Below are 13,904 nucleotides of genomic sequence, written 5' to 3'. Positions count from 1 at the left end.
AAGGATTTACAATGAATGACTTTGCCTTTCAAAGCCTACAAGAATTTTATAAGCTCTGTGAAATTCCTCATTGTAGCTTCCATACGCAAGATATGTTTTCTTATCTTTGCACTACACTTACACACAAAGGGTATCAAATCCAAAGTGATGAAGCCAAAAATATATATGCGAAAAAAGGTAATCCGCATATTTGTCTCCAAAGTCATTATGATATGGTATGTGTAGGGGATTGCACACAACATAAAGGCATACAAACTATTCAAAAAGATAACTTTTTATATGCAAAAAATTCTAGCCTTGGAGCGGATAATGGTATTGGTATGGCTTGTATGCTTGCTCAAAATGCACCTGATATTGAACTTCTTTTTACCAACGATGAAGAAGTGGGTATGATAGGGGCTCATCATCTTGGAATCAAAATAGAATCTTCTCTTTTGCTTAACCTTGATAGTGAGGATATTAATGAAATTGTCTTAGGTTGTGCTGGTGGAGTAGATATAGAATGTCATATTGACCTTAGAGCATTTAACAAACCTCTTACACAACTCACTTCTAGCCACCCTTATATCTATCACATTACAAGCAGAGGTTTTTTGGGAGGACATAGCGGGATTGATATTCATAAAAACAATGAAAATGTCATTACAGAATTTGGCTTTTTCCTTGCTTCGCTTGATGCCTATATTCTTACACTTCAAGCAGGAGAAAAACGCAATTCAATTCCCACAGGATTAGATTCTATCATTGCTTGTGCTATGCCTTTAAAACAAACATCTTTTACCACCCCCCAAAATGCTATTTTTGACATTACACCGCTTAAAAATACTTCTTATCAATATGCTTACCACAAAAATGCGATTGTCCCGCTTATATGTGGTATCCATAGTGGCGTATATGCTGCATCTTCTCAAGGCACTCTCTCCTCACTTAATCTCTCACTCATCATTCAACAGGAAGAGACACTTAAGCTCATTATGATGGCGCGCGCTAATACTGATACACTTTTACAACGCACCATTAAAGCGCTGCAAAATAGTATTACTTTTCTTAATCCCCATTGTTCTTTGCACACAAGCGGATTTTATAGTCCGTGGGAAAAAAGCATAAATGATAATCACCCAGCACTCATACTTTTACAAAAACTCTATACATCTCATCACATTAACCCTCACATTGCACAAATCCACGCAGGATTAGAATGTGGGATTCTCAAAAGACAGCTCCTTGCACTTGGCTCACATACAAACCTTGATGTCCTTTCTATTGGACCGACAATTCGCGCTCCACATAGTGTGAATGAGTGTCTTGATATGCGCGATTTTGAAATTTTTTGTGCTATTTTGCACGATTTTATTACTTCCTATAAGGCTTTATAATGTCAGCACAACATATCAATGTCGGTATCATTGGAGTGAGTGGTTACACGGGCTTAGAGCTTGTTAAACTTCTTCTTGCTCACCCTATTTTTAAGCTCAACTACATTGCTAATACACAAGGAGAGGCGCATCTTGATGAGATTCACAAAATGCTTTCCTCTCTTAGTCATCTGCCTGTTTGCAAGGCTAATGCCAAAGACGCTGTGGATAAATGTGATCTTGTTTTCATTGCTTTGCCGCACAAAAGTGCTATGACTATGGTACGCGAGATTCTAAGCATTAAATGTATCAAAATTGTTGATTTATCAGCTGATTACCGCTTAAGTGCAACAAATTATGCAGCACATTATTGCCCTCATATTGATACAGAGAATCTCTCTCAAGCTGTGTATGGTTTGCCCGAATATAATCGTGCATTGATACAAAAAGCTCATCTTGTCGCAAATCCGGGTTGCTATCCTACCGCTACTCTTTTAGCTTTGCTCCCTTTTTTGGATTATATTGATAACTCTTGTGGCGTATTTATTGATGCTAAAAGCGGTGTGAGTGGAGCAGGGAAAAGCCTCACAGAGAATACGCATTTTCCTCATATTAATGAGAATCTCTTTAGCTATTCGCCTCTTACACATCGCCATCAAATAGAAATTGCCGAAAAATGTCAAACCATTGGTGCTAAAGAAATGGATATTGTCTTTGTGCCTCATCTTACGCCCCTTACACGTGGTATGCTTGTAAGCATATTTGCGACACTTCATCACCCACTAAATGCTAAAGAAGCGTATGAGATTCTCTTTAATGCCTATAAAAATGAACCCTTTATCCGAATACGCAAGAATCCTGTCAGCATTGCCCACGTTGTCGGTAGCCATTTTTGTGATATTTTTGTTGGGACTGCAAAAAAAAATATTTATATTAACTCCTCAATAGATAATCTTCTACGCGGAGCAAGCTCACAGGCTTTATTGAATGCAAATCTTATGTGCGGCTTAGATGAGCATTTAGGTGTGCCAAATATACCCTATGGTATCTTTTAGGTTTTTATGAATGAATCTAGCTCAAAAAGATGTGGCAAAAATATGGGAGGAAGCACCTTATATCAACAATGACGCTGTGTTTATTGCAGATGCACATTTTATATCACCAGATTTTCCCTCGCTCTCACAACAAAGTATATCTGCTTCACACGCATTGCTTACATATTTTGATACCCTTTTAAACAATCCTGACCAAATGCCATCGCAAATATTTCTAATGGGCGATATTGCACATCTTTTATTGGGAAGCGCAAAATCAAGTCAAAAATCCAATGCTTCACTTTTACAATATATAGAATCTTTGAGCCGATATACTCAAGTATGGTGGTTTGAGGGCAATCACGATTTTGGACTATCTGCTTTACAAAAGGCAAAAACACCTTTTTTAAAAAATGTAAAATGTATCCCGCGAAGTAATCAACCTCTTGCTTTTAACTATCAACATAATCAAAAAGAGAAAAAAATCTTGCTTGCTCACGGCGATATATTTTTAAATACCAAATATGAACTTTATATCCGCCTAATGACTTCTACAATAATGCAATTTCTTATCAAATATCTTGATAAGATAACTTTTGGCAATCTCTACAAATATATTATTACAAAAATTAATCATAAACCTATCAAGGAAGGGAAAATAGATATATCTCACTTTGCTCCAACGCGTATTTATGCTTATGAATCTTATTTAAAAAACATTAATGCTTGTGCTTTTGATACACATTCTTGTTTATGCTCCGATATTCTTTTTATAGAAGGACATTTTCATATTGGCAAAACCTACACCGATAAAACTTTGTATATATCATTACCTTCGTTTTATATTACTAGAAGTATTTTTAGTATAGAATCTATCTTAAGCTCAAATCATATTCAAGGAGTATAATTGAAGACAAACGAAACCGATGTAATGAGCATTGCAAGCAATGAAATGGAACTCGTAGATTTTAGACTCTATGAAGACAAAGAGGGAGAAACTTATGAAGGCGTATATGGCATTAATGTCGCTAAAGTAAGTGGAATTGTCGTCTATCCTGATGAAATTTTTGAATCTCCGGGAAGCCCTGATTATCTACTTGGTATGTTTGATTTGCGCGGAGAGATAGTGCCACTTATTGATTTAACTTTGTGGATGAATATCAAACCAAAAGAAGATGCTGTAAATGAAAAAAAAGTAATTGTTACAGAATTTAACAACAAACGACTCGGTTTTGTCGTTCATGCAACAAAACGTCTTAGGCGAATAAGCTGGGCAAATATAGAACCAGCTATGTTTAGTCTTAATGATGAGAATCAACGCGGCAAAATCACAGGAACAACGCGTATTGAAGATGGGCGCACTTTGTTAATTTTAGATTTAGAGAGCATTATTGATGATTTAGATTTCCGCATTCCAATGGGAAATGACAATATAGAAGATTTTAAACCTACACGCAAGTTTGAAGGGAGTGTGCTTATCCTTGATGATAGCTCCATTGCACGCAAACTCTTGCATAGCACAATGACCGATATTGGCTTTAGTGTCATTGAAGCTATTGATGGGCAAGCAGGATTAGAGCGTCTAGAGCAGCTCTATGAACGTTGGGGTAATGATATAACAAAGCATCTTAAACTGATTGTTTCAGATGTTGAAATGCCAAAAATGGACGGCTTTCACTTTGCAGCACAAGTCAAAAATGATGCAAGATTCAATAAGATTCCGCTCATTTTTAACTCCTCTATTAGCAATAATCTAAGCGCTGCTAAGGGGAAAGAGATAGGGGCGGAAGCCTATTTAGTTAAATTTGATGCAAAAGTATTTTATGATGAAATCACTAGAATTTTATCAAAATAAATAGTAGAATACTTTATTTAATTTAAATTTCGCACAGAGGATTCACAATGGATGATTTACAAGAGATAAAAGAAGACTTCTTAGTAGAAGCCTTTGAACTGATAGAACAACTAGACCAAGATTTGGTAGAGCTTGAGAGCAATCCTGAAGACCTTGATTTACTAAACAGAATCTTTAGAGTAGCTCACACAATCAAAGGTTCAAGTTCATTTTTGAATTTTGATATTCTCACTCGTCTTACGCATAATATGGAGGATGTACTCAATAAAGCTAGACGCGATGAACTTAAAATCACGCCTGATGTAATGGACGTGGTGCTTCACTCCATAGATTTAATGAAAGCACTTCTTGTTGCTATACGCGATAATGGCACTGATTCAAATAGTGGCATTGAAATTGATGACACCGTTGTGCGCTTACAGGCGATTTCTAATGGTGGTGCGCCAAATGCAGAAGATTCGCCGGCTCCAGCTGCTGCTCCACAAGCTCAAGCAACAGAATCTGCTCCAGCAGATAGCAATAACCCACTTGCTGATGAGCCAGAGCTTGATTATTCAAAAATGAGTGCTGAAGAAGTAGAAGCGGAAATTGAAAGACTCCTCAAAAAGCGCCAAGAAGCAGACAAACAAGCTCGTGCAGCCCAAAAAGCAAGTGGAGCAACTCCAGCTGTGCAAACCCCCAAAGCTCCTGAAGCACCAAAACCAGCACCTGCTAAACCCGCAGCCAAAGCTGCTCCCAAAAAAGATGGGGGAGAGAAAGCTCCAGCCACCAATGTAGAGCAAACGGTGAGAGTAGATGTTAAGCGCTTAGATCATTTAATGAATCTCATTGGGGAACTCGTGCTAGGTAAAAACAGGTTAATCAAAATTTATGGCGATGTTGAAGAGCGATATGATGGAGAGAGATTCCTTGAAGAGCTTAATCAAGTTGTGGCATCTATCTCATCTGTTACCACAGATGTGCAGCTTGCAGTGATGAAAACGCGTATGCAACCTGTGGGCAAAGTATTTAATAAGTTCCCTCGTATGGTGCGCGACCTTTCGCGTGAGCTTGGTAAAAATATTGAACTTGTTATCACAGGTGAAGAAACCGAACTTGACAAATCTATCGTTGAAGAAATTGGAGATCCACTTGTGCATATTATACGAAACTCTTGCGACCACGGGATTGAAAAGCCAGAAGACCGAGTTGCTGCAGGAAAACCTGAAGGTGGAACAGTAAATCTAAAAGCCTACAACGAAGGAAATCATATCGTTATTGAAGTAGCTGATGATGGCAAAGGGCTTGACGCTGATATGCTCAAACAAAAAGGGATTGAAAAAGGCGTCATAAGCGAGAGAGAAGCAGATTCTATGAGTGATAAGGAAGCTTTTGGTATTATCTTTAAACCCGGATTCTCAACAGCAGCAGCCATTACAAATGTTTCAGGGCGCGGCGTGGGAATGGACGTAGTAAAAACAAACATTGAAAAACTCAATGGTATTATTGATATAGAATCTGAAAAAGGCGTAGGCACAACTCAAAAGCTCAAAATCCCTCTCACTCTAGCAATTACTCAAGCTTTACTTGTAGCAGTGCAAGAAGAATATTATGCTATTCCACTTGCTTCAGTTATTGAAACCGTGCGCGTAAGTCAAGATGAAATATACACAGTTGATGGCAAAAGTGTGCTTCGCTTGCGTGATGAAGTCCTCCCAATCGTTCATTTAGCGGATATTTTTAAGGTAAATTTTGTGCTGGAGAGCACAAATGAAGTGTATGTAGTTGTCATTGGTTTGGCAGAACAAAAAATGGGAGTTATTGTGGATTACCTCGTGGGGCAAGAAGAAGTGGTTATCAAATCTCTTGGCTACTACCTCAAAGGCACTGAAGGTATTGCAGGAGCAACGGTGCGGGGTGATGGTAAAATTACAATGATTGTTGATGTAGCAGCAATGATGGATATGGCAAAAGAAGTTAAAAGCAATGTAGCTAAACTTATAGAAGATACTGCTGAAACAAAAAAGAAATCTTCCCCAAGCGATTATGTAGTATTAGCCATTGATGATAGTAATACCGATAGAGCAATAATGAAAAAATGCCTTAAAACGCTCGGTGTTACTGTGCTTGAAGCAGCAAATGGGCAAGATGGATTGGACATTGTCAAAAATGGAGACAAGCAGCTTGATGCTGTGCTTGTGGATATTGAAATGCCCAAAATGGACGGCTATACTTTCGCCTCTGAAGTAAGGAAATATAATAAATTTAAGAATCTCCCTCTGATTGCTGTTACAAGCAGAAATAGCAAAACTGATAGAATGAGAGGTGTAGAATCAGGTATGACAGAATACATTACTAAGCCTTACACACCAGAATATTTAGTGAATGTAGTTCGCCGCAATATTAATCTCACAACAGATGGAGAATAAAATGAGTGAAAATAAGCTAAAAGAAGTCCTTGAAAGACAACAAAACAAACAAAATGATGATGTCCATATTGAAGAAACGCTCCATATCATTTGCTTTATGATTGGCAATGAAGAATATGCTGTGCCCATTCTGAATATAAAAGAAATTGTAAAGCCCATTGAATATACGCGTGTTCCTGCAGTGCCTGATTATGTGCTTGGCGTATTTAATTTGCGTGGAACGGTCTTGCCTTTGATTAATATGCGCTTAAAATTTGGCTTATCTGCAATCAAACAAGATGCAGACACGAGGTATCTCATCATCAACCAACAAGATGAAATGATTGGCTTTATGATTGATAAACTCACAGGTGCAGTGCGTATCCCTCAAAGTGATATTGAGCCCATTCCCGAATCTTTTAATGAAAATCAAAATCTTTTGCGAGGCATTGGTAAGCGCGAGGATAGACTGATTACTATTTTGCGTGTAGAAAATCTCCTCAAACGCACTTTTTAGTTGCTTTTATTACTCCCTTTTAGGGAGAGTAAAATTGCTATTCTTTCTTCTCTATTTCTTTTTTAGCTATATCTATTAATTCATCATAAGTCATATTATTTGCTTTAGCCTTTTTTGCCAATACATTTTCAGCACCTTTTTCAATACCAGCCTGAAAAGATTTCTCAAAAACTTCATCTGATAAGCTATTGAGATTCTTTCTGTGAGCAAAATAAATTGTTTAACATTCATTCATTGCAAAGTCAAAAGCCTTTCCCCACCCCTCGCCTTACTCGTAAGCGTAACAGCCAAAATTAACCCTACTATAACTTTAAAAATAGCTTTTTTGAAAACAAATGTGAAACTTGAGAGAAATTTGCAAATCTCGCGCACAAAATAAAAGAAGTCTAATCTATTCAGTTGTAAATAAAAATCTCGTTGAGAATCATTAGATTCTAACTCATAAGCGGTTTTTAATGAGGGGGGGGGCGAAATGTGTAAGCAATGTTTTCATAAAATATCCTTGTTTCCAAATTGATTGCACTTTTAATTTAACTTAATTTTCCATATATTTGCCATACGCGCGTAAGTCATTATGTTTGGGCGTGGAGAGATACAAGGAGACATTATGTTCTCTCGCTATGCTTTGCAAGCCTACCCATAAATGTTTAAATGCCGCCAAAGCTGCATCATCACTCCCCTGCTTTGCGCACTTTTGGAGCATCTCTACATAATCTTTTGGCACTTCAAAGCCCAAGTGTGCTGCATTTATTACTTCTGCACTTTGTGCGCTAAAAAGCCCAAACACACCTAGACTAAGCTTTGCTTTGCTTTTACTCTCACTTCTTAACTCCTCAAAATCTCTGATAAACTCCCTCATCAAATGAGAGCTAAAAATAGGTTGTGTGATGATTCTATCCACTCCAAGTCGCATTTTTTGGGCTAATCGCTTTCTTGTTAAAGGATTACTCATATCTGTGGGTGTGCCACTTATAATATGTATATCGCTTCCTAATATCTCCCTTGTCATCTCAATAAGCTCTATGCCATCTATTTTTTTGTTTTCACTTCTATTATCTTTCTCATCGCCGCCAATGAGTGCTACACAAGTAAAATTGGCATATTTTAAACTTAAGATTTGGGAGCGAATCTGTATCTTATCTAGCCCCGCCGCGCTTATCGTAGGCACAAATACTACATCTATATGCTCACGCAGCATATACGCGCTCAAAATCGCATTTACGCCCGCATTTTTGCGCACATTCGCAGGGATAAGCACAAAGCCAACTTCTTCTTGTAAAAATCCTCTTGCACCCTCTATCATTGCCTTTAAATGCTCTATATCTTTGCTTTTTTGATATGGTAAAAATTCAAATCCAAACATCATCTCACCCATTTTAATCCCAAATTTAATCCCAAACGCTATAATTGTAGCATTTTTTGCAAGGACATTAATGATATGAAGCTTGTTGTTTTTGATTTTGATTCTACGCTAATGGACGGCGAAACGATTGATATACTTGCCCAAGCGCATAATGTGAGTGAAAAAGTAAGCCAAATCACGCATAGAGCGATGAATGGGGAGCTTGATTTTTATGAAGCACTCAAAAATCGTGTCGCGCTTTTAAAAGGATTAAGTGTGCAAAAAGCCACGCAAATAGCGCATAATCTGCCACTTATGAATGGTGCATTACATTGTATCCAAGCTTTGAAGGTGCAGGGTTTTAAGGTTGTATGCTTTAGCGGAGGATTCCATATTGCTACTGATTATTTTACAGAGATTTTGGGGCTTGATGCGAGCTTTGCGAATATTTTACACCATAAAGATTCTATCCTCACAGGCGAAGTAGGCGGTGAGATGATGTTTAGTGATTCTAAGGGCATAATGCTCCAACGCTTACAGAATCTCCTTAGCCTCACACGCAAAGATACCATTGTCATAGGCGATGGCGCAAATGATAGAAGTATGTTTGCCCACGCTGATGTGCGCATTGCCTTTTGTGCCAAAGAGATTCTCAAAAAAGAGGCAAATATCATTATTGAGACGCGAGATTTAAGAGAAATTCCAAAAGCCCTCAATATTCCCCTTAAGGAGCAAAAATGACTATCTCTATTCTCTGTGGCGGCTCTGGCACGCGTCTTTTTCCAATTTCGCGTGAGCTAATGCCCAAACAATTTGCCAACTTACTTCCATCTAAAAACCCTCAAACTTCCTCGTGCTCACTTTTCCAAGAAACACTTTTGCGCAATGATTTCTTACGCAAAACTCATCAGGGGCATTTTCAAATTATCACTAATGACAATCACTACTTTATCGCTCAAGAACAAGCCCATAAGATAAATATTCCCTTAGCAGAATGTATTTTAGAATCTCTTGGCAAAAACACTGCTCCAGCCCTTACTTTTGCAGCTCTTAAGGTTTTTGAATCTTGCTCACTTGCAAAAATAAATGATGATATAATCCTTGCACTCCCAAGCGACCACCTTATCAAAAATACCACTGCCTACGAACAAGCTATACTTCAAGGCATAGAATTAGCGCAAAAAGGATTCTTAGTAACTTTTGGGATTAAGCCAAATTGCCCACATACAGGCTATGGCTACATCAAAGCAAAGGATAATAAAGTAGAGAGATTCATTGAAAAGCCCTCCATTAAGGACGCCAAAGCTTATATAGAAAATGGCAGTTACCTATGGAATAGCGGAATGTTTTGCTTTAGGGCAGAAGTATTGTTGCAAGAGCTAAAAACACATAGCCCAGAAGTTTTAGAGCAATGTAAGCTTACTTTTGAATCCTCTAAAGGAAATGAAACAAAAGATTTTATCCGCTTAGATGCTCAAAGGAGTACAAATCTACCTGATATTAGTATAGATTACGCATTAATGGAAAAAAGCCAAAAAGTGGCGTGTGTGAGCTGTGATTTTATGTGGAATGATATAGGGAGTTTTGAATCTCTCTCTGAGGAATATCCCACAGATGAGGCAAAAAATGCAAGTAAAAATACTTTTATTCAAAAAGAATGCAAAAATAATTTTGTTATTTCAAATAAGCTTGTTGCCGGGATTGGACTAGAGGATTTGATGATTATTGATGAAAATGATTGCCTTTTGATAGCCAAAAAGGGATATTCTCAACAAGTCAAAGATATTGTAGCTACCCTCAAAAATACTCACCCCGAACTTACAAAAACTCACAAAAGTACTCATCGCCCGTGGGGGACTTACACAATTTTATTAGAATCTCAAAATTATAAAATCAAGCAAATTGTCGTTAAGCCAAAAGGTAGATTAAGCTTACAAAAGCATTATCATCGCAACGAACATTGGATTATAGTGAGCGGTTCAGCCCATATAACCATAGGCGAAGCACAAAAATTTCTCAAAGCAAATCAATCCACTTATATTCCTATGGGCGAAGTGCATAGACTTGAAAATCCCGGAATCCTACCACTTGTCCTCATTGAAGTGCAAATGGGTGAATATTTGGGTGAAGATGACATCGTGCGATTAGATGATGACTATAAGCGTAAATAATGATTATAGCCATAGTTGTAGATAGTTATAAAGATAGAAGCAATGGCACTTCTATGACAGCCTTTCGCTTTGCAAAAGAATTAATCAAAAGAGGACATCACGTACGCGTAGTTACGACAAATCCTACAAAGCAAGAAAACAATGAGCAAAATGAGGGCGAAGAGTTTTATTTCGTCAAGGAAAGATACATTCCAATCGTTACAGAAGTCTCACATAAACAACATATGATTTTTGGCTCACCAGATACTACAATTTTAGAATCTGCGCTTAGAGGTTGTGATATTGCACATTTTTATTTGCCTTTTGCACTAGAAATTGCAGGTGTTGCTTTATGTAGAAAAATGAAGATTCCCTATATAAGTGCATTTCACCTCCAGCCTCAACACATCAGCTATAATATGAATATGAATTTTGAGTGCTTTAATGCGTATCTCTTTAGGAGATTCTATAAAGCCTTTTATCGCTACACACATCATATCCACTGCCCAAGTCAGCTTATGAAAAAAGAAATAGAGAGGGAAAAATATGGCGGGAAAAAATTTGTCATAAGCAATGGATTCCATATGAACACGACACAATCCTGTGTGAAGCCATTTGATGATACATTTTTTCATATTATTTCAGTAGGAAGATTCTCTAAAGAAAAGCGACAAGATATTTTGATAAAAGCAATTACTCAAAGCAAATATGCAAATAATATCAAATTACATCTGCACGGCGTTGGACCAAAAGAGCAATATTTACGCAAACTTTGCGATAAGCTTTTAATCAATCGCTCTGAATTTGGCTTTATTGATAATAAGATACTCCTTGAAAAGCTTAAATATTGCCACTTATATGTACATACAGCAGAAGTTGAAAGTGAGGCTATTTCTTGCCTAGAAGCTATCTCTGTCGGATTAGTGCCTATTATTGCAGATTCCAAAATAAGCGCTACGACACAATTTGCCCTTGATGAAAGAAGCTTGTTTAAGACAAATGATACAGCAGACTTAAGCGCGAAAATTGATTATTGGATAGAGCACCCTAAGGAAATAGAACAAATGAAAAATGAATACGCCAAAAGTGCGTCAAAGTATGCGCTTGAAAAAAGTATTGATAAAATCATTGAGATGTATGAGGAAGCTATCGCTGATTTTAGAACAAACCCTAGCTTATTTGAAACTATAAATGCTTAATAAGAATTATTTTTTATTTCTTATAAATATTTATATTAAAGCAAGTTTTTTTTAGATAAAATTTGAGGTTTTTAGCATTTGTATCCACATAATATGAAAGGAAAGTTATGGAGCAAACACTCTCAATTATTAAGCCCGATGCTGTAAAAAAAGGGGTAATCGGCAAAATTATAGACCGCTTTGAAAGCAATAATCTCCGCATTTGCGCAATGAAAAAACTTCAGCTTAGCCGTTGCGATGCAGAGGCTTTTTATGCTATTCATAAGGAACGACCATTTTTTAAAGATTTGGTTGATTTTATGATAAGCGGACCAGTGGTTGTAATGGTTCTTGAAGGCAATAATGCTGTAATGAAAAATCGTGATCTTATGGGCGCAACAAACCCAAAAGAAGCAGCAAAAGGCACAATTCGTGCAGATTTTGCTCAAAGCATTGATGCAAATGCTGTACACGGAAGCGATAGCCTTGAGAATGCAAAAAACGAAATTGCGTTTTTCTTTAGCACAAGGGAGATGTGCTAATTGAAAATTGCGATGAGAAAAATCTCCTGTGCTCCTAAAGACATCGCTCTCCATATTGAGGGTGTGAATTTACAAGCGCAGCTTTATCGCATAGATTCCCAAATTCTCTGTCTCAAAGGAAAAATTTACGGGGAAATAGAGCTTATTTGTGATAAAAGTGGAGAAGAGTATATACACAAACTTGAAAATCCTTTGGTTTTGTATATTTCAGATGGTATCTGGAATGCACAAAGCCAAACTAAAAAGCTTGACAGCTTTGAAGTTGTTGAGTTTTTTGATGGCTTTATTGATTTACATTATATTTTAGAGAGTGAAATTGAATCTATACGAAGCGATTATCACACAAAAGACTAATCTCAAGGAGTAAAAATGGCAGTTCCTAAAAGACGCGTAAGCAAAACCCGAGCGGCAAAAAGACGCTCACATTACAAAATAGCTCTTGCAAAACCTATCAAAGATAAAGATGGGAGCTGGAAAATGCCTCATCATATCAATAAATTTACAGGTAGCTACAAGTAATTTATAGCTCAAGGAGTGGAAATGCTAAAAATAGCCATTGATGTTATGGGTGCAGATAATGGGGTAACTCCTATAGTTCAAGGCGTTATACAGGCATTAAAATCACGTGATTTTAATGCTGTCATTATCGGTGATGAAGCACAAATCGCTCCTCTTATCCCCCCATATCTTCAATCACGTGCGCAAATTGTGCATTGCACAGATTATATTCGTATGGAAGAATCTGCCTCTACTGCGACAAAACGCACGCAATCTTCTATTTTCAAAACTACCGAACTTCTTAAAAATGGAGAGGTAGATGCACTTGTTTCACCCGGGCATAGTGGAGCGACAATGAGCCTTGCTACGCTTAAAATTGGACGCATTAAAGGTGTATCTCGTCCTGCAATATGCACGACTATGCCAAATATTACCGATAAACCAAGTATTATCCTTGATGCGGGTGCAAATACAGACTGCAAACCAGAATACCTTGTAGATTTTGCCATTATGGGCTATGAATATGCAAAAAATGTCATAGGATTTGAGAATCCACGCGTAGGGCTTTTATCTAATGGCGAAGAAGATAATAAAGGCAATGAACTCACCAAAGCTACTTTTAAACTTTTAAAAGAATTTAGGTTCTTTAAGGGCAATGTTGAAGGACGCGATATTTTTAATGGAAGCGTTGATGTTATTGTATGTGATGGATTCAGCGGGAATCTCGTGCTTAAAGCAGCGGAAGGGGTGGCTAGCGCTATGTCATCAGTGCTCAAAAAGGATATTAAATCCTGCCTATGCTCAATGTTTGGCGCACTTTTCTTACGCGGAGTATTTAAACGATTAAAGAAAAAAATGGATCATAGCGAATATGGTGGCGCGCCTTTGCTTGGTGTGCAAAAAGTTGTCATCATTAGTCACGGAAGTGCTAATGCACGCGCTATTGAATGTGCTATCTATCAAGCGCTCAATGCCATAGAATCTGATATTTGCTCCAAGCTCTCTTATGCTTTTGCAAATAAACCTTTGAGCACACAAGAATAAGG

General features: G+C 37.5%; 14 protein-coding genes. 13 read left to right on the top strand and 1 reads right to left on the bottom strand.

The genetic code is table 11. The features are described from left to right. Positions 1 to 11: 11 nt before the first annotated feature. From OQH61_RS00365 to OQH61_RS00340, 6 genes are read left to right on the top strand one after another with little or no spacing between them, the layout of a single operon-like run. Positions 12 to 1,376 (top strand): M20/M25/M40 family metallo-hydrolase, encoded by a 1,365-nt coding sequence (locus OQH61_RS00365; RefSeq protein WP_266025245.1) that lies wholly within the window; start codon positions 12 to 14, stop codon positions 1,374 to 1,376. Beyond that, complete coding sequence (argC, locus tag OQH61_RS00360) at positions 1,376 to 2,410, top strand: N-acetyl-gamma-glutamyl-phosphate reductase (protein WP_266025243.1); 1,035 nt, start codon at positions 1,376 to 1,378, stop codon at positions 2,408 to 2,410. Before OQH61_RS00365 ends, argC begins: the two co-directional genes overlap by 1 nt. A 10-nt stretch (positions 2,411 to 2,420) precedes the next feature. After that, the gene (locus tag OQH61_RS00355) at positions 2,421 to 3,296 is read left to right on the top strand and encodes a metallophosphoesterase (RefSeq protein WP_266025241.1); all 876 of its coding nucleotides are present in this window, start codon (positions 2,421 to 2,423) and stop codon (positions 3,294 to 3,296) included. Between the two features lie 24 nt (positions 3,297 to 3,320). Further along, the gene (locus OQH61_RS00350; RefSeq protein ID WP_266025537.1) at positions 3,321 to 4,244 is read left to right on the top strand and encodes a chemotaxis protein CheV; all 924 of its coding nucleotides are present in this window, start codon (positions 3,321 to 3,323) and stop codon (positions 4,242 to 4,244) included. A 47-nt stretch (positions 4,245 to 4,291) separates the two neighbouring features. Then, positions 4,292 to 6,652: a hybrid sensor histidine kinase/response regulator gene (locus tag OQH61_RS00345; protein ID WP_266025239.1), complete on the top strand. Its 2,361-nt coding sequence runs from the start codon at positions 4,292 to 4,294 to the stop codon at positions 6,650 to 6,652. A 1-nt stretch (position 6,653) separates the two neighbouring features. Further along, entirely contained in the window at positions 6,654 to 7,148 is a 495-nt protein-coding gene (locus OQH61_RS00340) for a chemotaxis protein CheW (protein ID WP_266025238.1), read from the top strand. A 535-nt stretch (positions 7,149 to 7,683) separates the two neighbouring features. On the opposite strand, the gene OQH61_RS00335 is transcribed toward OQH61_RS00340, so the two are convergent. Then, positions 7,684 to 8,523: a hypothetical protein gene (locus tag OQH61_RS00335; protein ID WP_266025237.1), complete on the bottom strand. Its 840-nt coding sequence runs from the start codon at positions 8,521 to 8,523 to the stop codon at positions 7,684 to 7,686. A 63-nt stretch (positions 8,524 to 8,586) separates the two neighbouring features. Here OQH61_RS00335 and serB point away from each other — a divergent pair, with 63 nt between their 5' ends. From serB to plsX, 7 genes are all read left to right on the top strand, one after another. Beyond that, positions 8,587 to 9,231 carry a phosphoserine phosphatase SerB gene (gene serB / locus OQH61_RS00330; protein WP_266025236.1) on the top strand — a complete coding sequence of 215 codons (645 nt, stop codon included), beginning with the start codon at positions 8,587 to 8,589 and terminating at the stop codon, positions 9,229 to 9,231. Further along, complete coding sequence (locus OQH61_RS00325) at positions 9,228 to 10,661, top strand: mannose-1-phosphate guanylyltransferase/mannose-6-phosphate isomerase (protein WP_266025235.1); 1,434 nt, start codon at positions 9,228 to 9,230, stop codon at positions 10,659 to 10,661. The genes serB and OQH61_RS00325 overlap by 4 nt, the downstream gene beginning before the upstream one ends. Further along, positions 10,661 to 11,839: a glycosyltransferase gene (locus tag OQH61_RS00320; protein WP_266025234.1), complete on the top strand. Its 1,179-nt coding sequence runs from the start codon at positions 10,661 to 10,663 to the stop codon at positions 11,837 to 11,839. The genes OQH61_RS00325 and OQH61_RS00320 overlap by 1 nt, the downstream gene beginning before the upstream one ends. A 107-nt stretch (positions 11,840 to 11,946) precedes the next feature. After that, positions 11,947 to 12,360, top strand: a complete 414-nt coding sequence (gene ndk, locus OQH61_RS00315) for a nucleoside-diphosphate kinase (RefSeq protein WP_266025233.1) — start codon at positions 11,947 to 11,949, stop codon at positions 12,358 to 12,360. Further along, on the top strand, positions 12,361 to 12,714 hold the full coding sequence (locus OQH61_RS00310; protein ID WP_266025232.1) for a hypothetical protein: 354 nt from the start codon (positions 12,361 to 12,363) through the stop codon (positions 12,712 to 12,714). A 15-nt stretch (positions 12,715 to 12,729) separates the two neighbouring features. Next, entirely contained in the window at positions 12,730 to 12,879 is a 150-nt protein-coding gene (gene rpmF, locus OQH61_RS00305) for a 50S ribosomal protein L32 (protein WP_011115521.1), read from the top strand. A gap of 21 nt (positions 12,880 to 12,900) precedes the next feature. Beyond that, positions 12,901 to 13,902: a phosphate acyltransferase PlsX gene (plsX, locus tag OQH61_RS00300; protein WP_266025231.1), complete on the top strand. Its 1,002-nt coding sequence runs from the start codon at positions 12,901 to 12,903 to the stop codon at positions 13,900 to 13,902. Positions 13,903 to 13,904 lie beyond the last annotated feature (2 nt).

This window comes from Helicobacter sp. MIT 21-1697 (assembly GCF_026241255.1).
Classification (GTDB): Bacteria; Campylobacterota; Campylobacteria; order Campylobacterales; family Helicobacteraceae; genus Helicobacter_C.
Note: the sequence above shows the minus strand (reverse complement) of the source record. Positions and strands in the feature narration are given on the sequence as shown.

Coding starts and splice junctions, on each gene's coding strand:
- OQH61_RS00335 (WP_266025237.1), bottom strand. CDS start 8,523: ATGGGTGAGATGATGTTTGGATTTGAATTTTTACCATATCAAAAAAGC.
- ndk (WP_266025233.1), top strand. CDS start 11,947: ATGGAGCAAACACTCTCAATTATTAAGCCCGATGCTGTAAAAAAAGGG.
- OQH61_RS00320 (WP_266025234.1), top strand. CDS start 10,661: ATGATTATAGCCATAGTTGTAGATAGTTATAAAGATAGAAGCAATGGC.
- argC (WP_266025243.1), top strand. CDS start 1,376: ATGTCAGCACAACATATCAATGTCGGTATCATTGGAGTGAGTGGTTAC.
- rpmF (WP_011115521.1), top strand. CDS start 12,730: ATGGCAGTTCCTAAAAGACGCGTAAGCAAAACCCGAGCGGCAAAAAGA.
- OQH61_RS00345 (WP_266025239.1), top strand. CDS start 4,292: ATGGATGATTTACAAGAGATAAAAGAAGACTTCTTAGTAGAAGCCTTT.
- OQH61_RS00365 (WP_266025245.1), top strand. CDS start 12: ATGAATGACTTTGCCTTTCAAAGCCTACAAGAATTTTATAAGCTCTGT.
- OQH61_RS00355 (WP_266025241.1), top strand. CDS start 2,421: ATGAATCTAGCTCAAAAAGATGTGGCAAAAATATGGGAGGAAGCACCT.
- serB (WP_266025236.1), top strand. CDS start 8,587: ATGAAGCTTGTTGTTTTTGATTTTGATTCTACGCTAATGGACGGCGAA.
- OQH61_RS00340 (WP_266025238.1), top strand. CDS start 6,654: ATGAGTGAAAATAAGCTAAAAGAAGTCCTTGAAAGACAACAAAACAAA.
- OQH61_RS00325 (WP_266025235.1), top strand. CDS start 9,228: ATGACTATCTCTATTCTCTGTGGCGGCTCTGGCACGCGTCTTTTTCCA.
- plsX (WP_266025231.1), top strand. CDS start 12,901: ATGCTAAAAATAGCCATTGATGTTATGGGTGCAGATAATGGGGTAACT.
- OQH61_RS00350 (WP_266025537.1), top strand. CDS start 3,321: ATGAGCATTGCAAGCAATGAAATGGAACTCGTAGATTTTAGACTCTAT.